Annotated in this window: 21 protein-coding genes and 1 tRNA gene; 6 read left to right on the top strand and 16 right to left on the bottom strand. The window is 66.1% G+C overall.

Annotation, left to right across the window (positions count from 1 at the left end; translation table 11 throughout):
- Positions 1-4 precede the first annotated feature (4 nt).
- The 9 genes from CAL12_RS25525 to CAL12_RS25485 all read right to left on the bottom strand — a co-directional run bounded on the left by CAL12_RS25525 (position 5) and on the right by CAL12_RS25485 (position 7,648).
- The gene (locus CAL12_RS25525) at positions 5-607 is read right to left on the bottom strand and encodes a cupin domain-containing protein (RefSeq protein WP_086067162.1); all 603 of its coding nucleotides are present in this window, start codon (positions 605-607) and stop codon (positions 5-7) included.
- A 9-nt stretch (positions 608-616) separates the two neighbouring features.
- Positions 617-1,318: a DUF1989 domain-containing protein gene (locus CAL12_RS25520; RefSeq protein ID WP_086067161.1), complete on the bottom strand. Its 702-nt coding sequence runs from the start codon at positions 1,316-1,318 to the stop codon at positions 617-619.
- An 11-nt stretch (positions 1,319-1,329) separates the two neighbouring features.
- Positions 1,330-2,760: a M20 family metallo-hydrolase gene (locus tag CAL12_RS25515; protein ID WP_232464634.1), complete on the bottom strand. Its 1,431-nt coding sequence runs from the start codon at positions 2,758-2,760 to the stop codon at positions 1,330-1,332.
- Positions 2,757-3,581, bottom strand: a complete 825-nt coding sequence (locus CAL12_RS25510) for an amino acid ABC transporter ATP-binding protein (protein WP_086067159.1) — start codon at positions 3,579-3,581, stop codon at positions 2,757-2,759. The genes CAL12_RS25515 and CAL12_RS25510 overlap by 4 nt, the downstream gene beginning before the upstream one ends.
- Before the next feature lie 46 nt (positions 3,582-3,627).
- Complete coding sequence (locus CAL12_RS25505; RefSeq protein ID WP_086067158.1) at positions 3,628-4,284, bottom strand: amino acid ABC transporter permease; 657 nt, start codon at positions 4,282-4,284, stop codon at positions 3,628-3,630.
- Positions 4,281-4,994 (bottom strand): amino acid ABC transporter permease, encoded by a 714-nt coding sequence (locus CAL12_RS25500; RefSeq protein ID WP_086067157.1) that lies wholly within the window; start codon positions 4,992-4,994, stop codon positions 4,281-4,283. The genes CAL12_RS25505 and CAL12_RS25500 overlap by 4 nt, the downstream gene beginning before the upstream one ends.
- 10 nt (positions 4,995-5,004) lie before the next feature.
- Positions 5,005-5,835 carry a transporter substrate-binding domain-containing protein gene (locus CAL12_RS25495; protein WP_086067156.1) on the bottom strand — a complete coding sequence of 277 codons (831 nt, stop codon included), beginning with the start codon at positions 5,833-5,835 and terminating at the stop codon, positions 5,005-5,007.
- A 224-nt stretch (positions 5,836-6,059) separates the two neighbouring features.
- On the bottom strand, positions 6,060-6,980 hold the full coding sequence (locus CAL12_RS25490; RefSeq protein WP_086067155.1) for a DMT family transporter: 921 nt from the start codon (positions 6,978-6,980) through the stop codon (positions 6,060-6,062).
- Positions 6,977-7,648, bottom strand: coding sequence for a GntR family transcriptional regulator (locus CAL12_RS25485; RefSeq protein ID WP_086068115.1), 672 nt, complete (start codon positions 7,646-7,648; stop codon positions 6,977-6,979). The genes CAL12_RS25490 and CAL12_RS25485 overlap by 4 nt, the downstream gene beginning before the upstream one ends.
- Before the next feature lie 69 nt (positions 7,649-7,717).
- Here CAL12_RS25485 and CAL12_RS25480 point away from each other — a divergent pair, with 69 nt between their 5' ends.
- From CAL12_RS25480 to CAL12_RS25470, 3 genes are all read left to right on the top strand, one after another.
- Complete coding sequence (locus CAL12_RS25480) at positions 7,718-8,695, top strand: Bug family tripartite tricarboxylate transporter substrate binding protein (RefSeq protein WP_086067154.1); 978 nt, start codon at positions 7,718-7,720, stop codon at positions 8,693-8,695.
- Between the two features lie 26 nt (positions 8,696-8,721).
- Complete coding sequence (locus tag CAL12_RS25475; RefSeq protein WP_086067153.1) at positions 8,722-9,387, top strand: RraA family protein; 666 nt, start codon at positions 8,722-8,724, stop codon at positions 9,385-9,387.
- Positions 9,388-9,455: 68 nt separating this feature from the next.
- Positions 9,456-10,292 (top strand): helix-turn-helix transcriptional regulator, encoded by an 837-nt coding sequence (locus CAL12_RS25470; RefSeq protein WP_086067152.1) that lies wholly within the window; start codon positions 9,456-9,458, stop codon positions 10,290-10,292.
- On the opposite strand, the gene CAL12_RS25465 is transcribed toward CAL12_RS25470, so the two are convergent.
- Both CAL12_RS25465 and thiC read right to left on the bottom strand, forming a co-directional pair.
- A complete protein-coding gene (locus CAL12_RS25465) occupies positions 10,280-11,125 on the bottom strand; it encodes a DUF1444 family protein (protein WP_157793127.1) in 846 nt (281 codons plus the stop codon). The genes CAL12_RS25470 and CAL12_RS25465 overlap by 13 nt on opposite strands.
- A 135-nt stretch (positions 11,126-11,260) precedes the next feature.
- Positions 11,261-13,174 carry a phosphomethylpyrimidine synthase ThiC gene (gene thiC / locus CAL12_RS25460; protein ID WP_086067150.1) on the bottom strand — a complete coding sequence of 638 codons (1,914 nt, stop codon included), beginning with the start codon at positions 13,172-13,174 and terminating at the stop codon, positions 11,261-11,263.
- Positions 13,175-13,473: 299 nt separating this feature from the next.
- Between thiC and CAL12_RS25455 the strand changes: the two genes are divergently transcribed.
- Positions 13,474-14,127: a SecDF P1 head subdomain-containing protein gene (locus CAL12_RS25455; RefSeq protein ID WP_086067149.1), complete on the top strand. Its 654-nt coding sequence runs from the start codon at positions 13,474-13,476 to the stop codon at positions 14,125-14,127.
- 68 nt (positions 14,128-14,195) lie between these two features.
- On the opposite strand, the gene CAL12_RS25450 is transcribed toward CAL12_RS25455, so the two are convergent.
- Complete coding sequence (locus tag CAL12_RS25450) at positions 14,196-14,663, bottom strand: helix-turn-helix domain-containing protein (protein ID WP_086067148.1); 468 nt, start codon at positions 14,661-14,663, stop codon at positions 14,196-14,198.
- Positions 14,664-14,746: 83 nt separating this feature from the next.
- On the opposite strand from CAL12_RS25450, the gene CAL12_RS28340 reads away from it, so the two are divergent.
- Complete coding sequence (locus tag CAL12_RS28340; protein ID WP_086067147.1) at positions 14,747-16,003, top strand: hypothetical protein; 1,257 nt, start codon at positions 14,747-14,749, stop codon at positions 16,001-16,003.
- A gap of 381 nt (positions 16,004-16,384) precedes the next feature.
- On the opposite strand, the gene CAL12_RS25440 is transcribed toward CAL12_RS28340, so the two are convergent.
- Positions 16,385-17,299, bottom strand: a complete 915-nt coding sequence (locus tag CAL12_RS25440) for a c-type cytochrome (protein ID WP_086067146.1) — start codon at positions 17,297-17,299, stop codon at positions 16,385-16,387.
- Between the two features lie 249 nt (positions 17,300-17,548).
- Here CAL12_RS25440 and CAL12_RS25435 point away from each other — a divergent pair.
- Positions 17,549-17,623 (top strand) — tRNA-Arg (locus tag CAL12_RS25435).
- A 146-nt stretch (positions 17,624-17,769) separates the two neighbouring features.
- Here the strand turns inward: CAL12_RS25435 and CAL12_RS25430 are convergent.
- The 3 genes from CAL12_RS25430 to CAL12_RS25420 form a co-directional block, all read right to left on the bottom strand.
- Positions 17,770-18,990, bottom strand: coding sequence for a type II toxin-antitoxin system HipA family toxin (locus tag CAL12_RS25430; protein WP_086067145.1), 1,221 nt, complete (start codon positions 18,988-18,990; stop codon positions 17,770-17,772).
- Positions 18,980-19,249, bottom strand: coding sequence for a helix-turn-helix domain-containing protein (locus CAL12_RS25425; RefSeq protein ID WP_086067144.1), 270 nt, complete (start codon positions 19,247-19,249; stop codon positions 18,980-18,982). The genes CAL12_RS25430 and CAL12_RS25425 overlap by 11 nt, the downstream gene beginning before the upstream one ends.
- A gap of 103 nt (positions 19,250-19,352) precedes the next feature.
- Positions 19,353-20,099 (bottom strand): SDR family oxidoreductase, encoded by a 747-nt coding sequence (locus CAL12_RS25420; RefSeq protein WP_086067143.1) that lies wholly within the window; start codon positions 20,097-20,099, stop codon positions 19,353-19,355.
- Between the last annotated feature and the right edge of the window lie 129 nt (positions 20,100-20,228).

Genomic DNA, 20,228 nt, shown 5'->3' with positions numbered 1-20,228 from the left:
GCGGTCAGAACGTGGTGGGCGTGTTCACCCACAGCACCCGCGTCACCGTCTTGCCCGGATTGCGATAGCTGTGCGGAACATCGCTGGAGAAATAGAAGGAATCGCCAGCGTCGAGCAGGTGGATTTCCTCGCCCAGGCGCAGCTCGAAGCGGCCTTCGATCACGTAGCCCATTTCCTCGCCGGCGTGCGCGATCTGTTCCAGGCTTTCCGCCAGCGGCTCCAGCACGTGGATGTCCGCCTGCAGCAACTGGCCGCGCATCGGCACGATGACTCGCTCCAGCTTGACGCCGCCCTTGCGTCCGCGTGCCTGGCTGAACGCCAGGACGGGGCGGTCGGCCGCCCGCGTCACGGGCGAGGCCGGCGGGGCGTCGGCGGCGGTCAGCTCGGCCACGTTGGTGTCCAGGGCGTGGGCCAGGCGGTGCAGGGTGGCCAGCGATGGCATCGTCTGGCCGCGTTCGATGCGGGACAGCAGGCTTTCCGAACACTCGGCGGCCTCCGCCAGCGCCTTCAGCGTCAGGTTGTGCACCATGCGGGCATGCTTGACGCGCGGCCCTAGCGCGGCGAGTCCGCGCTCCGGCGTCGTAGGGGAAAGTCTGCGGGTGGCCATGGCGGAATTTTATGCCTGGTCGAGCACCTGGAAGTGCACTTCGACGGGACGGTTGTCGTTGATCGGAATGATGTCCTGCGGGCAGGCCGACATCACGACCACGCAGTCCATTTCCGCGCGCAGGTCCACGTAGTCGCCAGCCTTCGATACGGGGGCCAGCCATTGCACGCCGCCTTCCGCGTTCACGGGGATGTTCATCCACAGGTTCAGCGGCTGCGGAACTTCGCGCGCGCGCAGGCCGATGGCTTTCAGCGCCATGCGCATGTTGTCGGCGCAGTTGTCGTGATAGTGCTCGACGCCCAGGTTGCGGTAGCGATACGCGTCGCAGGCCGCCATCAGGGTGTCGTGCACGCCCGGCGAGGTATCGGCCGTCAGGGTCATGATGGGGCGGCGGCGGTTGCTGCCCAGCGGATCCCCCACTTTGGGAATGATGCGGTCGATCATGGCGCGCGCATGCTCCATGGACATGAACTCGCTCAGGTCGTCGGCCTTGAAGGCCCAGGTATCGCAGACCTGGCTGCCGTGGGTGTTGATGATGCGGATGACCTGGCCCTTGGACAGGCGGACGGCGCGGCCGTTGCGCGCGGGGACTTCATACACCTTGCCCGGCTCGGCGCGGCCGTCGGCCGAGATGGGTTCCAGATGGGTATTGTTCAGGCCGACCGGTTCGCCGTTGTCGGCCACCTGCGGGATGCGGGTTGCGGTTTCCATCGTGTTGATTCCTAGCGGGTGGGGGTGGATAAATCGGGGTGATCGAAAGCGGGCGATCCGGCGCGCGCGGCATCGGCGGCGCCGGCATTGCCGTCCTGAGCGAGTGCGGCCAGGCACCAGGCCAGCGCTCGCGCGCACGCGGTCAGGTCATCGATGCCTGTGTGTTCGTCGGGGTGGTGGCTGACGCCGCCGATGCTGGGCGCGAACAGCATGGCCGTGGGGCAGAAGCCGGCCAGCGGCATGGCATCGTGGAAAGCGCCGGACAGCATGTCGGCGTGCCGCAGCGCCAGCGACTGGCAGGCCTGCCGGGCGAGTTCGACCAGGCCCAGGTCGAAGGCCACCGTGGGCTTGTGCTGCAGGACCTCGATCGCCGCGCCGGCGGGCAGCACGGCCTGCAGGCGGGCTTCTAGCGCGTCCAGTACCGGCGCTTCGGGATGGCGCGCGTCGATGGTGAATGCGACCTGATCGGCAATGGTGTTGATCGAGTCGGGCCGGCAGTGCCAGCGGCCTATGGTCAGGCGCAGGGCGGCATCGTCCTGGGCGCGGCCGTATTCCAGCAGCGCATGCGCCAGAGCGATAGCCTTGGCCTGGGCGTCGTCGCGCGCGGCATCCGGCGTGGTGCCGGCGTGCGCGCTGCGCCCCGGCACCGTGACGCGGTACCAGCGCACGCCTTGTATGGCCGTGACGCAGCCCACTTGCAGGCCACGCGCTTCCAGGATGGGGCCTTGTTCGATATGGGCTTCGATATAGGCGTGCAGCGGACGCGCCAGCGGCGCGTCGAACCAGCGCCAGCCGGCCTCGCGCGCGGCCATGGAGAAGTCCTCGCGGGCATCGTTGCAGGCTTGCAGGAAAGTCACGCCCTGTGCGTCGGCCGTGTCGCGGAAAATGGCCAGGCGTGCCGGGTCGGTATAGGAGGCCGAGCCCATCAGGCCGGGCGCGAAGCGCGAGCCTTCCTCGTTGGTCCACATGACGGTTTCGATGGGGCGGTGGGTACGCAGCCCGGCGGCGTCCAGCGCGGCGAAGACTTCCAGGCCGGCGGCCACGCCGAAGGCCCCGTCCAGCCAGCCGCCCAGGGGCTGGGTGTCGACGTGGCTGCCGGTCAGGACCGGCGCGGCGTTGGCATTCTCGCCATGGCGCCGGATGTAGACATTGGCCGCGGCATCGATGCCCACGGAATAGCCGGGCCGGCAGGCGAATTCCGTGGCCAGCCAGCGGCGCGCCAGCAGTTCCTGCGGCGTGAGCGCCTGGCGCGCAACCCCGCCATGGATGTCGCCGGGGCGGGCGGCGCCGAAGGACGCCAGCCCCCGCAAGCGCGTTTGCAGGCGATCGGGGTCGACGGCTTGCGCCGCGCGCATGCCCAGGCTGGCGACAGGTGTGTCCTCCTGTCGCTGGGCGCTCTCCCGGGGGGAGGGTTCGCGCTCGAATTGGCCTGGCGTGCTCATTGTTGTGCCTCCGCCGGCGCCAGGCTGCGCCGTATCCAGGGCTGCAGGAAGGCGCGGATGCGCGGATGGGTGGGCCGGCGAATGATCTCGTCGGCGCCGCCGGTCGCCAGGATGCGTCCCTGCTCCATGAACACGATGCGATCCGACACTTCCGCTGCGAAGCTCATCTCGTGCGTCACCATGACCATCGTCATGCCCTCGCGCGACAGCGATTTGATGACTTCCAGCACTTCGTCCACCAGCTCCGGATCCAGCGCGGACGTCGGTTCGTCCAGCAGCATGGCCTCGGGCGATACCGCCAGCGCGCGGGCGATGCCCACGCGTTGCTGCTGGCCGCCGCTCAACCTGGCCGGCATGGCGTCGGCCTTGTCGGCCAGGCCGACCCGGTCCAGCGCCTGCAGGGCGATCTGCCGCGCCTGGCCGGCCGGCTTGGCGCGCGCCAGGGTAAGCGGCGCCATGACGTTGGCCAGCGCCGTCATATGCGGCCACAGGTTGAAGTGCTGGAACACCATCGCCAGCGGCGCGCGCACTTCGGCGACGGCGCGGTCGCTGTCGCGGACCAGCGTGCCGTCGGCGGCGCGGCGATAACCCAGCAGCGCGCCGCGGATATCGACTTCGCCCTCGTCATAGACTTCCAGGAAATTCATGCATCGCAACAGCGTGGTCTTGCCCGAGCCGGAGGGACCAATCAGGGTGACGACTTCGCCGCGGGCGATGTCCAGGTCGATGCCGGACAGCACGCGATGGTCGCCGAAGGATTTGCCGACGCCGCGCAGCGAAATCATCGGCAGGGCGGCGCCGGTGGAAGGGGTGTCGCTCATGATTGAATCCGGGTGGAAGAAGCTTGCGTGGATGTGATGGGCGCCTTCATGCCAGCCCCCGCGCCAGCCGCCGCGCCAGCAGCTTGCCGATGCGACCGATGGCCAACGCCAGCAGCCAGTAGCAGCCCGCCAGCAGGATGTAGGGCTCGACGTAGACGAATTGCGCGGACACGATGCGCGACGCCGTCAGCGTCAGTTCGGGATACGTGATCACCGAGGCCAGCGCCGACTCCTTCACCAGCAACACCGTCTGGTGCGCGACCAGCGGCACGGCCGCGCGCAACGCCTGCGGCAGCTGGATATGGCGGAAAATCCGGCGGCGATCGATGCCCATCACCTGCGCGGCCTCGATCTGCCCGGCGGGGATGGATTCCCAGCACGCGCGGAAGATCTCGGCGAAATAGGCGCCGCTGTAGATCGATAGCGTGATGGCGGCCGCCGCATAGGGATCCAGCGAGATCCCCACGCTGGGCAAGCCGAAATAGACGATGAACAGGTGGATCAGGAAGGGCACGCCACGCCATGCCACCGTGTAGGCCCAGTACAGCCAGACGAAGGGCCGCCGTCCCGTTTCGCGGAGCATGTGCGCGATGAAGCCGCACGACAGGCCGCCCGCCAGCGCGGCGATCACCAGGCCCAGGGTGTGCAGGACGCCGGCGCCGAAGTCCGGCAGCAGCGATAGCATCAGGTCGATATCCATCATGTCTTCCGGATGGCGTTGCGGCGGATGATGGCGCGGCTGGCGTGGCCGCTACCCGCCATGCGGTGCGCCAGCCAGGTCCCCAGCAGGAACACGGCGGTCGTCAGGGCCAGGTACACCACGCCGGTGGTCACGTAGACTTCCAGCGGCCGGTAATTGCCGGCCACGATCTGCCGCGCGCCACGCGCCAGGTCCGCGACGGCGATCACCGAGACGATGGCGGAGTTCTTGATCACGTCGATGGCTTCGGACACCACAGCGGGCCAGACCGCGCGGGCCATCTGCGGCAGCTGGATATGGCGGAAGACCTGGCGCGGCGTCAGCCCGAACACGGTGCCCGCTTCCAGTTGGCCGCGGCTCACCGCCGCCAGCCCGCTGCGCAGGATCTCGCATTGGAATGCCGCGGAGTTCATCGCCATCGCGGCCATGGCCGCGAGCAGCGGCGGCAGGTCCACGCCCAGCGCGCTGGGCAGGTAGAACAGCATCAGCATCTGCACCAGCATGGGCGTGCCGCGGAAGAAGCTGATATAGGCGATGACCGCCAGGCGCAGGGGGCTGCGCTTGCCGCCCGTCAGCGTGCAGCCCAACAGCAGGGCGCCCAGCAGGAAGCCGCCGACGATCGCCACCACCGCGACCAGCAGGGTGGTGGCGGCGCCGTGGCCCAGGATGGGCGCATAGGCGGCCAGGCGCTCGAGCAGGGTGGGACCGTTCATCGCCGCGTGCTCACATCTCGGGCGTGGGGACCTTGTCGGTGGGGACGTCCATGGTGAAGCCGAACCACTTCATCTGCAGCTTCTGCAATTCGCCGCTCTGCTGCGCGCGGGCGATGCCGTCGCTGAAGAACTTCACCAGGCTGGCGCTATCGGCGTCCTTGCGGCCGACCCAGCCGAAGTAGGTCTTGGGACCGATGGGGCCGTCCATCACCGCATAGACGTCGCCGCGCGTCTTGACCAGCGTGGCCAGGTTGGCGAGCGACTGCGCCACCGCATCCAGGCGACCCGCGGCCAGGTCGGCGTAGGCTTCGTCGAAACTGACGTATTCGCGTATGGTCACCGCCGGCTTGCCGGCCGCCTTCAGCTTGTCGGCGTAGGCCTGCAATGCCTTCAATTGCGCCGAACCGGTCTGTGAGCCCACCGTCTTGCCGGCGATGCCGTCGGTGCTGGCCAGGCCGGTATCGGCCTTGCGCTTGACCAGGGCGGTGGTGGCGTCGGCGATCGGCACGGTGAAGGCGAATTTGTCGGCGCGTTCCTTCGTCATCGTCACCGAGGTCACGATGAAATCGAACTTGCGCGTGGCCAGGCCCGGCAGGATGCCCTGGAAGGGCACGTCCAGCTGCTTGACCTTGACGCCGGGCAGCCCGGCCATGATGGTATTCATCAGATCGGGGCCGTAGCCGACGATCTTGCCGTCCTGCAGGTACTCGAAGGGCGCGAACTGCGCTTCGGTGCCTATGACGATTTCCTTCTTCTGCTTGACGGTGTCCAGCAGGTCCGCGTGCGCGGCACCGGCCGCGACGAAAGCCAGCATGGCCAGGATCGAACGACTGCGCAGCATGAGTAACCCCTTGATAGCGATGCCCGCCGACGGGCGGGAGACGTTAGTTGGTGCAAGTGGCATGTTTTACATGCAAGTCACTTGCATATCTAGCAAGCAACATGCATGCCAACTTTTGCGGCCTGGGGAAGGGGGGAAGGCGATCCGGCAGTGCCCAAGGGACGGGCGGAGGATGCATCGGGACGGTGCGTCGTGCACCATCCTGGATGCGGACGGCGCGCCGGCTACTCGGCCGGCGACGCCGCGGCCGATGCCGGCCGCGCCGCGCGCGGACGGGCGAGAAGGATCCCAGCCAGGATCAGCACCAGCCCGACGGCGTGGTACGGCTGGGGCGCCACGCCCAGCATCAACACCGACAGCAGCACGGTGAATATCGGCGTCAGGTTCATGAAGAAGATAGGCAGCTGCGGACTGGTCCGTGCCACCGCCGTCTGCCAGCAGAAGAACGCCACCAGCGACGGGAAAATGCCGATGTAGCAGACGATGGCGGCCGTCTTCCAGTCGAACACGATCGGCGCATAGCCGCCCCACGCATGTTCGGCCAGCACGAAAGGCAGGCTCCAGGCCAGTCCCGCCGCGATATGGGCGCTCATCAATACATCGGTCGGCAGCCGCGACGGACGGCGTTTCAGCAGCCAGGTGTACAGGCTCCATGCGAAGGTGCCGGCCAGCATGAACAGGTCGCCGCGGACGAAATGGATCGCATCCAGGCCGCCCAGTCGGCCGCCCAGCATCACCCAGGCGACCCCGATCACCGACAGCGCGGCGCCACAGGCGCTGCGCATGCCGATGGGCGCGCCGAACAGCAGGCGGCCCAGCAGGAGGATGAATACCGGCGCCGACGAGCCGATCAGCGACGTATTGATGGGGTTGGAGGTCGTCAGGGCCAGGTATTGCAGCGCGTTGTAGCAGGTGATGCCCCAGAAGCCCGCCACCACGAGGTCGCGCCACTCCGCCCGCAACACCTCGCGGTGCCGCGCCACGCGGCGCGCGACGAAGGGCAGCAGGACCACCAGCGCCATCGTCCAGCGCAAGGTGTTCAGCGTCACGGGCGGGATATGGCCGGCCGCCATCTTGCCCACGATGGCGTTGCTCCCCCACAGGAACGGCGGGAGCAGCAGGGCCAGGAACAGGCGCCCGTTCATGGGCGGGGGCCCGGGCCCAGCACCAGGTCGGCGAAGGCCTTGCCCTTGCCTATGATGTGATCCCGCATCGCCTGCGCGGCGGCCTCGCCATCGCCAGCCCGTATCGCCCGCACGACGGCGTCGTGTTCCGCGCAGGACACGCGCAGCCGCCCCGGCTGATCGAAGACATTGCGGCGGAAATTCGCCAGCCGCAGCCGCGCGTCCTCGATTTCGTCGCGCACGATGGTATTGCCGCTGCCGGCATAGATCAGTTGATGCAAGGCCAGGTTGGTCTCCTCGTAGCCCGGCCGGTCATTGTCGCCCGCCTGGGCGGACGCCCGCTCGTGCAGCGCGCCCAATTCATCACGCTGCGCCGCGCTCATGCGCTGCGCGGCCAGCCGCGCCGCCACGCCTTCCAATTCACCCAGGTATTCCAGCAGCGCGATCAGTTCGGCCGCGTCCGGCTTGTAGACGAAGGTCCCGGCGCGCGGAACGATGGCCACCAGTTTACGCGCGGCCAGCATCAGCAGGGCTTCCCTGATCGGGGTGCGGGATACCTCGAATCGGGCCGCCAGGGCTTTTTCGTCCAGCGGCACGCCGGGGCGCAGGACACCTTCGGCGATATCGCGCTCGATCAGCGCACGGATGCGCTCCGGGGTATTGACCGCGCGGCTATGGGTTTGCTCCATATTGATAATTTTATCTTCGGCCTTCATAATTACAACAAACGCATAAATTATTACTAACGAGGAGACAAGATGAGACGCGTCCTGACGACGGCCGTGGCCGCCGCTGCGGCATTACTAGGCAGCCTGGTATGTACGGCCGCTTACGCGGCCTTTCCCGAGCGTCCGATCCGCATCGTCGTGCCGGTGCCCCCGGGCGGCATTATCGATCAGGTCGTCCGCATAATTACGCCGCCGATGGCAGAAATGCTGAAACAGCCCATCGTCGTCGAAAACCGCCCTGGCGCCAGCGGCAATATCGCGGCGTCCTTCGTGGCCCGCTCGGCGCCCGACGGCTATACGATGCTGGCGGGCTACTCCATGTTCCATGTGGGCAACCCGGTCATGTTCCACAAGCTGGACTGGGATCCCGTCAAGGATTTCGCGCCGGTCGCCATGCTGGTGTCCTCGCCGCACGTCATCGCGGTCAATCCCAAGCTGCCGGTCAAGACGCTGCAGGAACTGGTCGACTATGCCAAGGCGCATCCTGGCGAGCTGAACTACGCGACCTCCGGCAACGGATCCGTGCCCCATATCGGGATGGAGCTGTTCAAGCAGCGCACCGGCGTGCAGATCACGCACGTCCCCTACAAGGGCGCCGGTCCGGCCATCCAGGACGTGCTGAGCGGCAATGTGCAGATGACCGTGGCCACGCCGCCTTCGCTGGCCGGTTTCGTCACGACCGGCCGGCTGCGCCCGCTGGCCGTCGCGGCCAAGTCGCGCATCCCCATGCTGCCCGACGTGCCGACCACCGCCGAGGCCGGCTTCCCGGGCTTCGAGCTGGAAGCGTGGGTGGCGTTGTTCGCCCCCGCCGGCACGCCCGCGGACGTGGTCGCGACGCTGAGCGAAGCCGCCCGGAAGTCGCTGCAGACCGACAAGGTCAAGGACGCGCTGGCGGCCGCCGGCGTCTCAGCCTGGTATCTGAACCCTCCTGGGCTGGACCAGCAGGTCCGCAAGGACATCGATTACTGGCAACCGGTCATCCGTAAAGCCAACATCACCATTGAATAGCGGGCGAGACGCCCAGGGAGTCATGCATGAATATCGATACCAACGACGCCAATGTCGTACGGGCCTCCAGGCTGGACTGCGGCGCCTTGAGCGATGCGCTGGATCGCCTGGGCATCGTGGGGCAGTGCTACAAGATCAAGCCCTGCGATCCGTCATTCCGGCTGACCGGTCGCGCCTATACCGTGCTGTATGAGCCCACCACCATCGAAACCGGCAACGTCGGCGAATACATGGACGACGTGCCGCCCGGGCGCGTCATCGTGATCGATAACCGCGGCCGCGACGAGATGGGTACGTGGGGCAATATCCTGACCGAGCTGGCGCATCATCGCGGCATGGCCGGCACGGTGATCGACGGCAACAACCGCGACGTCGCCCTGTGCCGCGAACTGGGATACCCGATTTTCAGCCACGACACGTGGATGCGTACCGGCAAGGGTCGCATCCAGCTCAAGGCGCTGGAAGTCCCCGTCATCATCGGCGGCGTGGTGGTCAACCCGGGAGACATCCTGCGCGGCGATGCCGACGGCGTGGTGGTCCTGCCCAAGGTGCGCGAGGCCGAGCTGCTGGACGTGGCCGAGCACATCGCCAGCCAGGAAAAGCAGCTGCGCGATGCCATCCGTGGCGGCATGCGCATGGACGAAGCGCGCAAGAAGTACCGTTATCACGACCTGCAGAGCCCGAAGTACTGAGCCGACCGGGCCGGTGCCCGGGTAAGATAGGGCGTTCGATACAGGTACCTGTCCTTGTTTATCCTGGTATGACGCCCGCCACCCTTGCCCATTCCGTCACGGCCGCCGAAGGCGCCACGCTGCGCCGCCGCACCCTGGGCGACTTCGTCCGCAATGCGCGGGCGCGCATCACGCCGCAGATGGCCGGCCTGCCCGCCGGCCTGCGTCGACGCACGCCCGGCCTGCGGCGGGAAGAGGTCGCCCAGCTCTGCGGCATCAGCGTGACCTGGTACACCTGGATAGAACAGGGCCGGGAGGTATCGGTGTCGCCCGCCGTCTGGGCACGTATCGCCAGCGTCCTGCAACTGGCGCGCGCCGAACGCACCTACCTGTTCGAGCTGGCGGAATGCGCCGATCCACAGCATCCCCGCGACGAACCGTCCGGCGTGTCAGGCATCCTGGCGGCCTGTGTGGACGCCATCGATGCGCCCGCCTATGTGCTGGACCGCGCCTGGAACGTCATGGCCTACAACGAAGCCATGCGCGATCTGTTCGACAACTGGCCTGTGGTCGACCCGGCGCCCAATCTGTTGCGCTATATCTTCCTGGACCCGGCGGCCCGCGGTCTGGTGGTGGATTGGGAGCAACGCGCGCGCCGCGCCGTCGCCGAATTTCGCCACGACGCCGGCCCGCACCTGGATGAACAGGACGTACGCGATCTGCTGGACCCGCTGTTGCGGGACAGCCCTGCCTTCGAGCATTGGTGGACGCGCCACGCGGTGGTCGAGCGCGAAGGCGGCCTGCGCGAATTCCAGCATCCCCGCCTTGGGCTGCTGCGCTTCCAGCAGGTGACCTTCAGGCTGGCGACGCACGCCGACCTGAAACTGATCATGTTGCTGGCCGAGGCGCCGGATCAGTCCTCGTAACGGGTCAGCACGCCGTCGCGCCAGACGTAGAGCAAGGCCGACAAGCCATAGGGCGAGCGCGCCATGATGTGGGCCGCGATGTTGCGGATACGGTTCTGGCCGTGGCGATCGTTCGAACCGCATACCAGCAGTTCCTCGCGCGCCGGTATCGCCACCACCGGTTCGCCGTCGATCTGCACGCGGTCGCGCCATTCCTCGGTCAGGAACACCAGGCTCGCGTCGTAGTTGCCGTCCAGGCGCACCCCGTAGCAGCCTTCGTCGCCTTCGATGGTCAGCTGCGGCAGCAGGCGCCGCAGGTTTTCCCGCGCCAGGGGCATCAACGCGTCGCGCGCCACGTCCAGGTCCGCCAGGTGATCCGGCGCGACATAGCTCATCGCGTCGGGACGGTCTTCCACGTAGACCGTCATCAGATCGTCCGTCAAGGGCTCGGCGACGAAACGATCGCCGTCTCCAGCGCCCGCTGACTGGAGCTGGCGCGTGCTGGCAGTCAGCCACATCCGGGTCTTGACGACCGGCAGGATGGCGGCGCGGCGGCTGGCGGCATCCGGCTTGGCGGCCGCCGGGGCGGCGTCGAGGTGCGCCGCCAGGATGGCATCCAGATCGGCCGGCGCCTTGGTATAGGCCGTATAGGCATTGCCCAGCGACTGCGTCACCTGCGCACCGCCGGGCAGCGACCAGCGCACCTGGACGGCCTCGCCAGCCACGTCAGGCTCGACGCTGACGCCGTCCTTGGGAAAGCGCGTGCGCGCCGCCTCGGCATAGGCCTGGGCAAACTGCGCCGCGTCCAGCGTGCGCGAGGTGCGCGGGGTCAACAGGCGTTTCAATAAGCTCATCGCATCGTCCATCGACGGCCGGCGCGGCGGCCGGGCGGCCAGGCAAGGCCGCCAGTACATAAAAGACGCGCCGGTCCATGTCCGGCGCGCCGACGTCCAGGCAAGCGGCCGGTCTCCGCGCGACCGGCCACCGCGTCAGGTCTGATGATAGATCTCGGCGCCCTTGCGCACGAACTCCACGGCCTTTTCCTGCATGCCTTTTTTCAGCGCCTCCTGTTCGGCCACGCCCTGGCTGGCGGCGTAGTCGCGCACGTCCTGCGTGATCTTCATGCTGCAGAAATGCGGCCCGCACATGGAGCAGAAGTGCGCCACCTTCATCGAATCCTTGGGCAGGGTTTCGTCGTGGAAATCCTTGGCGGTGTCCGGATCCAGCCCCAGGTTGAACTGGTCGTCCCAGCGGAACTCGAAGCGCGCCTTGGACAGGGCGTTGTCGCGGATGGCCGCGCCCGGATGGCCCTTGGCAAGATCCGCGGCATGCGCCGCGATCTTGTAGGTGATGATGCCGTCCTTCACGTCCTTCTTGTTCGGCAGGCCCAGGTGTTCCTTGGGCGTCACGTAGCACAGCATCGCCGTGCCGTACCAGCCGATCAGCGCGGCGCCGATACCCGACGTGATGTGGTCGTAGCCGGGCGCGATGTCGGTGGTCAGCGGCCCGAGCGTGTAGAAGGGCGCCTCGTGACAGTGCTCCAGCTGCAGATCCATGTTTTCCTTGATCATCTGCATGGGTACGTGGCCCGGGCCTTCGATCATCACCTGCACGTCGTGCTTCCAGGCCACCTGGGTCAGCTCGCCCAGCGTCTTCAGTTCGGCGAACTGGGCTTCGTCATTGGCGTCGTAGGCGGAACCCGGGCGCAGGCCGTCGCCCAGCGAGAAGCTGACGTCGTAGGCCTTCATGATTTCGCAGATTTCCTCGAAACGCTCGTACAGGAAGCTTTCGCGGTGATGGGCCAGGCACCATTTCGCCATGATGGAGCCGCCGCGCGACACGATGCCGGTCATGCGATCCGCGGTCATGGGAATGAAGGGCAGCCGCACGCCGGCATGGATGGTGAAATAGTCCACCCCTTGTTCCGCCTGCTCGATCAGGGTGTCGCGGAAGATCTCCCACGTCAGGTCCTCGGCCTTGCCGTCGACCTTTTCCAGCGCCTGGTAGATGGGCACGGTGCCGATGGGGACCGGGGAATTGCGCACGATCCACTCGCGCGTTTCATGTATGTGCTTGCCGGTGGACAGGTCCATGACCGTGTCGCCGCCCCAGCGGATGGCCCAGGTCATCTTTTCGACCTCTTCGCCGATCCCTGAACTGACCGCCGAGTTGCCGATATTGGCATTGATCTTGACCAGGAAGTTGCGGCCGATGGCCATCGGCTCCAGTTCCGGGTGATTGATATTGGCAGGAATGATGGCCCGGCCGCGCGCGATTTCGTCACGCACGAATTCCGGCGTGATGGACGAAGGAATGGCGGCGCCGAAGGATTGCCCCGGGTGCTGGCGCAGCATGCGCTTGACCAGTTTTTCGCCCTCCGGACCGCTGGCGCGCAGCGATTCCAGGTACTGCTCGCGGCGCAGGTTTTCGCGGATGGCGACGAATTCCATTTCCGGCGTGACGATGCCGCGGCGCGCGTAGTGCATCTGCGTCACGTTGGCGCCCGCCCTGGCACGGCGCGGCGGCCGTTGCAGGTCGAAGCGCATGGCGGTCAGCTTGGGGTCTTCCAGCCGTTCGCGGCCGTAGGCGCTGGACGGTCCGGACAGCAGTTCGGTATCGCCGCGTTCTTCGATCCAGCCGCGACGCAGCTCGGCCAGGCCGCGGCGGATATCGATCTTCACCGACGGGTCGGTGTACGGCCCGCTGGTGTCGTACACCGTGAGCGGCGGATTCTGTTCGCCGCCGAACATGGTGGGCGTATCGTGCTGCTCGATTTCGCGGAACGGCACGCGGATATCCGGGCGCGATCCCTGCTGATAGACTTTGCGGGATTTGGGCAGCGGGGCGACCGCGGCGGCGTCGACTTCGGCCGTGGCGGCCAGGAATTTCGGATTGGCGTTCATGAAAGCTCCAAGCGAGGGTTTGGAGCCGAATAGGGTCGAATTCCGGCGGTTTCCACCGGAACGCTCCCAGCATCGGCATTATCCGTACTGGTACGAAGGGACTCTCTCAACCTCTGGTGCGGCAGCCACCGGTTCATTCGAATCGGCGGAACGCTGGCCGGACCGTGAAGTACCCCTGCGTGCATGCGACAGTATAGAAGACATGGCAAAGCCATTACATCTGGAAGCAGTCTGCGCGGTGTTGTGCCTTGCCCGCCCTGTACACTTTTTTTGCAACGACCACCAAAGGAAAACCTGTTATGCACATCAGCTTCCGTAAGATCGCACCAGTGGTATTGATGGCTACGATCCTCCTGGCGGGCTGCCAGACGCCGGGCAACAAGAGCGGTACAGGATCCGCGCCCGCCAATGGCGCCAGCACGACCGCGCCCGCCGCCACGCCCGGCACGCCGGCGCCGTCGACCCCGCCCGCGGCGTCCTCCGTCGGCTTCTATATCGCGCAGACCGAGTCCGCCCCGGACCTGATGGAAGTCAAGCTCAGCGACGCCACCGTCTATGTGCAGCGCCAGCCCGTCCTGTCGCGCGCCGATCTGACCGAAGCCGCCGCGCTGGTAGATCGCCAGGGCCAGAACTTCGTCGGCCTGCGCTTCAGCCCGGAAGGCGCGCGCAAGCTGGCGCAGGTCAGCTCGCAAAACGTCGGCAAGCTGCTGGTGCTGGTCATCAACGGACAACTGGTGGCGGCGCCCCGTATCGCCGAACCCCTGAACCGCGGCGTGCTCGCCTTCGGCGTGGACTCGGCGCAGACCGCGACCGAGATCGCCGCCCGCGTGCGCGGCGACGCCCCCGCGGCCGGTGCGCGCCCGCCCGCGTCCCCGGCCAATGGCGGGTCGGCCGTGCCGCCCGCTTCGGATCGCGCCGCGCCGGCTTCCGGCACCGCCGCTCCGGCTCGCTGACGCATAAAGCTGGAAAAGCAAAGCGCCCCGAATGGGGCGCTTTGCTTTTTGCGGACCGAGCGGCGGGATCAGTCGCCGCGTCGCGTCCGGGGCTTGGGCTTGGAGAGCGTGTAGTTGCTGAGGCAGGCGTCGATGAAGGCGGCGACCATATTTTCCAGGTGCCGCTTGTCGCGCGTGGCCAGGCCTTCGTAGCGGCCGCGCGGAATGTTGGGGAAGGGCCACTCCAGGTCCTTGCCGGACAGCCCGAACGACGCTTGCGCGCCGTCCTCCATCAATGCGTAGCGCTGGCCGGCCGTGGCATTGGCGTTGGCGTAAAGGTCCGCGGGACGCTCCATCGGGCCCTTGCCAGTGTCCAGCCACTGCGCCTCTATCCGCAGCGCTGCCGCCAGCTTGAACAGACCGCGGCTGGATTTGCGTTCACCGCTTTCGTAGCTGGCCACCGCGCTTTGCGACAAGCCCGCCAGGCGCGCCAATTCGGCCTGGGTGTAGCCGCGCAGGGCGCGGGCGTGCCTCAAACGGTCTGAAAATTTCTTCACGAGACGATTGAAGCTTGCACGGATGCCACGTTGGTGTTTATATGAATCACATTCGTGGTTTTGTCGTTTGCAGGAGGAAAAACATGATCGATTACCTGGACGTCATCGTGCTGCAGGATGCGCGCGCGGTAAGAGACAATCTGGCGGAAGAACTCGCCAAGCGGAATTTCGCGGTGCGTTCTTGCGGCAGCCTGGCGGGACTGCGGCATCTGTACGCCACCCAGCCGGCGCCGCTGCTCGTGTTGACCGGCGATTCCGACGACCTGGCCTGCGATGCGCAGAGCGCACGCCTGGCCGCGCCGTCGGCCATCATCATCGCGCTGGGCACGTCGGCCGATACGGCATGGCGCACGCATGTCATGGCGGCGGGCGCGGACGCCTGCCACTCGGCATCCATCGACATCGCCGAGCTGATGGCCATCCTGCTGGCCTGGGGCCGCCAGGCCCTGCGTGGATTCAGCGTTGAATTGCCTGTACACGCGCGTGCCCTCGGCGGTGGGCTTGGCGGTGGCCTCGGCGGTGGCCTCGATATCCATGCCGAACGTGGCTTCTCCCCAGCACCCGCCCTGCCGGACGCACCTGCTGAACTTGCGGACGATGCGGGGGACCATGATCGCGACGATGACGACGACGGAGATGATCTCGATCGTCGCCATGACAGCGACTTCGGCCGCGCTGCCAGCGACCAAGCCTTCGACGTGCTGCGCCGGGCCCGGGCCGCCTCGCAGTCGGCACCGTCCTCGCTCTCCATTGTCCAGCCGCCGCCTCCCCGCATTCCACGCGCCGCACGCCTCGGTAGCGGATGGCGTCTGGATGCGAACTGCCGTGTGCTGGTCTGCCCCCACGATCGCACCCTGTTCGTAACGGCAGCCGAAAACAGCTTTCTCATGCGCATCGCCGCCTGCGAAGGCCAACTGCTGCGCCGCCAGCGCGGTCTCGCGTCACCCACATCACCAACATCACCCACGCCTGCCACGCCATCCGCAGAAGGCGAAGATCATGGCACGCAGCCCATGGACATCCGCAGCATGGACGTCCTGGTCTCGCGCCTGCGCCGCAAGGCCCGGCGCGCCGGAATCGAACTGCCCTTGCTGGCGGTGCGGGGCTGCGGCTATCTGTTCTCGGAATGCATGACGGTAACCCCATCAGCCCCCGCCCCCCGCGCCGCCGGCAACCTGAAACCGCACGCCGCAGCCAAACCCGTCACCTTGCCGCCCATCCAGCGTCCGCCTTACAAGCTGGAGGACAGCGGGCGCATGCATCGCCCGTATTATCGCGATGCTGACCTGCAATGCGATCTCAGCGTTCACGAGGTCGTATACCAGTTGCTTGCTGCCTGATCAGCGCCGTCAGCACCGTCCTCGGCCTCGCCCGTCTTATTGCTGTTTTCCAGTGTTGCCCTCTCTTTCCTTCCTGCCCGTTTCCCCACCCGCCTACCGCTAGCCCGCCGCCTGATCGGCCCTTTGCCGCACGCATTGCCGCACGCATTACCGCACGCGCGAGCAGCTGTTTAACCACGATCGTGATCATAAGTCCTCTAGCGGTCCGTCCGCTTTTCTTCGTTGCCTATCCCCGAGCCCAAAAACACAAATCCCTACCGGGCGACTACGCCGGGTAGGGATCGTTAAGCTTGCGCGAGTCAACGGCTCGTTTGTGGCTTGCAATCGCCGCTGATGATTGCCGCCAATGACTGCCGCCTGCCAGTGCCGCCTGCCAGTGCCTTACTTGGCGGCCTGCACCATATATTCCACGGCAGCCCGGATATCGGCTTCGGACGCGTTGGCCGCGCCACCCTTGGGCGGCATCGCACCCTTGCCCGTGATGGCCGTCTTGACCATGGTATCCATCCCGGTCTGGATGTACTTGTCCCAATCCGCCTTGCTGCCGAACTTGGGCGCGCCGGCCACCCCGGCGCCATGGCAAGCGAAGCAGGTGGTCTTGTAAAGCTTTTCACCCGCCGGATTCACGGCTGCCTGCTGGGCGGCCGCGGGCGCCGCAGCAGGCGCCTGGGCTTGAGCTTGTGGCGCGGGCGCCGGCGCGGCAGGCTGTGCAGCCGCCGGTGCCGCCGCGGGCGCAGCCGCCGCTGGCGCCGCGTTGGCCTGGGCCTGATTGCCGGCCGGTTGGGCGGGCGCTTCGGGTTCCTTGAAGTTGCCGCCGGACTTGTTCGCCATGAAGACGACCGCGCGTTCCACTTCGTAATCGCTCAGCGAGGGATTGCCACCCTTGGGCGGCATCGCACCCTTGCCATGCAGGGCGATGTTGAACATCGCTTCCAGGCCTTCCTTGATGCGCGGCGCCCAGGCGGCCGTATCGCCAACCTTGGGGGCGCCAGCCACGCCGGCCGTATGGCAGGACGTACAGACGGAACTAAAAACCTGTTCGCCGGTCTTGAAGACTTTGGGTGCGTTGGCGTCGACCAGTTCGAACCCGGCGACCGGGGCGATCCGCTTGTCGATGGATTCCGGCGTCAGGGCGTTGGACCCGACGCCGGCACGGCCGTAGGAGGCCACCATATTGACCAGCATCAGGATGATGATGATCGGTACTAGAAATGCCAGAACGACCGTGACGATCAACTGCTTCGGGGTCTTGATGAGTGAGGCGTGTTCTTGTACGTATTCCTGCTCTTTGCTCATAACCTAATCCTGCTGTCGGGTACCGGGGCGCCTGGGGCGGATAAAGTACTACGGCGGGCGGAGACCTCCTCAGCTCTCCACCTGCGCGCGTGCAAACGCTGGATTATATAACGTAGGGGTGCCGCCCTTCGTCGCGATGGCGGTGCCCACGGTCGGCGCGTCCCTTCGCAGCGCAACAATCGGGGGGCGATACGACCCCAGAGCAGCGCCAAGCGGGGATTCCTGTTTTAGGTACAATACCGCCTCTTCGCGCCCGTAGTTCAATGGATAGAATGAGAGTTTCCGAAGCTCTTGATACAGGTTCGATTCCTGTCGGGCGCGCCAGAATATCAGCAGGTTAGGTGTCGGTGCCCACGCGGCGCCCAAACCGCCAAATCGTCCTCGCGCCATTGCGGCGCTGGCCGGCGCGACTCGCGCGGCAAGCATGACGACCTCCGTGGTACCGCCGTACCAGCGCTACTCGGGATGTTTTATTGCAATCGCCGAGCCCTTTTTTCGATTTCCACGCGCATGTCCGCCCAGATTGCTCCCGGGTCTGCCGCCGGACGATATTCGATCGCAGCCGTCACGATCTGATCGATGATTTCAACGGGATGATCCAACTGGCAATGTGCCTTTCCGAATGCAACTAGTTCATCGCGAGTTGGCCAGGCCTTCGTCCTGTTCAACTTGAGGGCCAGGGTGTCCTTCGGAATGTATGTCGTCGTGCACACGATGTCGTACAGTGGAGAAAGCCGGACATCGTCGGATTGCGGCGTCGTATATAGAAGCCCGAAGTTCTTCAGGTGTGCGTCGCCATTGCCTACAGTCACGGAAAGCACCAGCGCCTTGAAGAAGGCTGCCAGGGACGCGGACTTCCGGGGCGGGCTGGCCATGAGGCTGATCGCCTTGGCGACGTTCTCGTAGCTGGAGTCGTACTTTTCCTGGTTCTGCCTCCCGGTCAGGGCTGTCATGTCTTCGAAGCCCAGGTACTGTCCTGTCTTCTGGTCGATGTCGAACCGCTCGACGACGAACAGCTCTTTGTTGTCGGAAATCCAGAAGCGCGGGACCTGCAGCCCCGCCTGTCTGGCGATGGTCATGCAATGGAACTCGTTTTCCGCGAGCCCTTCATATTCGGCGCCGCCGGCCTTGATGATCAGATTGCGGTCCTTCAAATGACCGCGTTCGACCGTGTCCTTGTCCTTGGCGCCCTCATCCACCGTGGCCGGGACGAGCACCTTCGGCTGGACACCGGAAATGCCCGAAGAAGACGCATACCTTTCCGCCAGGTGGTCGAAAAGGCTCTCGCTGCCTTTCCAGGCGAGAAGCGAACCAAGATCTTCCGGCTTGACCGGCTCGACCTGCTTCTCCTGGACGCTCACGCTCACACGCCCAATGGTGTCCGCGCCCGTGAGCGCCAACAAGTTGAAGTCGTCCATCTTCATCGTCTTGCCGAAATGGTCGTGCATCCAACTCAGCAAATACCCTTCGGGCAAGTTCTGCCGGAATACACCCGGCAAGATGTTGGACGAGTATGTCTGCGCGCGCAGTGGCAAGACGAGGCTGATTTCGCATGCGGCGTCGTCGGTGCGGTAGCCGAAGACTAGCTGTGATTCCCGCGAGAGTATGCCAGCGAAGCCTTGGGACGTATGGACGTAAAGATGCTTGAGCCGCGCCAAGGATTTTTGCTGCGCTCGGCGATCAGTCGACATCGCTATCCTCGTCGTCGAAGACCTTGCGCAGCTCGTCTTCGGTTGGGCGGCGATGCGCTTCCGTGACTGACAGCGTCAGGCCTACTGCATTGAGGATACGCTCAAATTTACGAAAGCCGATGTCGGTGGTTCCAGAACCGCTTTCCAGCTCGATCAGCGTGCGGCGTCCCACGCCGGCGCGGGCGGCGAGGTCGGTTTGGGTGAGTCGCAGAGCGCGGCGCCGTTCAGCGACGAGATGGCCGATTTCGTCCGGAGTCATGTTCGTAATTTAGCACTTTCGCAGTGAAGTAGCACGAATTTGAGCAATATCCTGCACTTTTCGGGCCGCCCGTCGGCTTTGAATTCTCCTTTTGTGGACGGCTCTACCTTCCCCCCGCGACGTCGATGAAGCCGCCGGTTGTATAGGCAGCCTCGTCAGACAGCAGCCAAAGTATCGCAGCTGCGACTTCTTCCGCCGTCCCGCCACGTTTCAGCGGCACGAATTGCTTGACGCGATCCACGCGTCCGGGCTCGCCGCCGCTGGCGTGCATATCGGTGTAGATGAACCCGGGGCGAACGCCGTTCACCCGTATGCCGTCCGCCGCGACCTCATGCGCCAGTCCTATCGTCATGGTGTCCAGGGCGCCCTTCGACGCCGCGTAGTCCACGTATTCGCCTGGCGATCCCGTCCTGGCGGCCGCCGAGGATACGTTGACGATCGCGCCACCTGAGCCGCCATGACGGCTGGACATGCGGCGCACCGCTTCACGCGCGCACAGGAATGCGCCGACGACGTTCGTGTCCAGCACCCGCCGCAGGCGTTCCGCGTCCATGTCCTCCAGGCGCATCTGCTTCTGCAGCATGCCGGCGTTGTTCACCAGGGCCGAGAGCGGGCCGAGCCTGCGGTCGGCCTCCTGGAACATCGCCACCACCTCCGCTTCCACCGCGACATTCGCCTGCAAGGCGACCGCCTCGCCACCGGCATCGCGTATGGTCGCCACCACTGACGACGCGGCGGCGTCGTTGCTCAGGTAGTTGACGCCCACCGCGTAGCCGCGCTGCGCCGCCAGCCTGGCGGTCGCCGCGCCTATGCCGCGCCCGCCGCCGGTAACGATCATGACTTTTTTCATATGAACTCCCGCAGGCCCGGATGCGGGCCGTTGAGCGTTATACCCCACGCCGTGATCGCTGCCGCGCAAGCCACACCAGCGGCATCAGCACCGAGCACACCAGCAACGAGGCGCCCGCAAGTGCGGCGG

Source organism: Bordetella genomosp. 8, assembly GCF_002119685.1.
GTDB lineage: Bacteria > Pseudomonadota > Gammaproteobacteria > Burkholderiales > Burkholderiaceae_B > Bordetella_C.
Note: the sequence above shows the minus strand (reverse complement) of the source record. Positions and strands in the feature narration are given on the sequence as shown.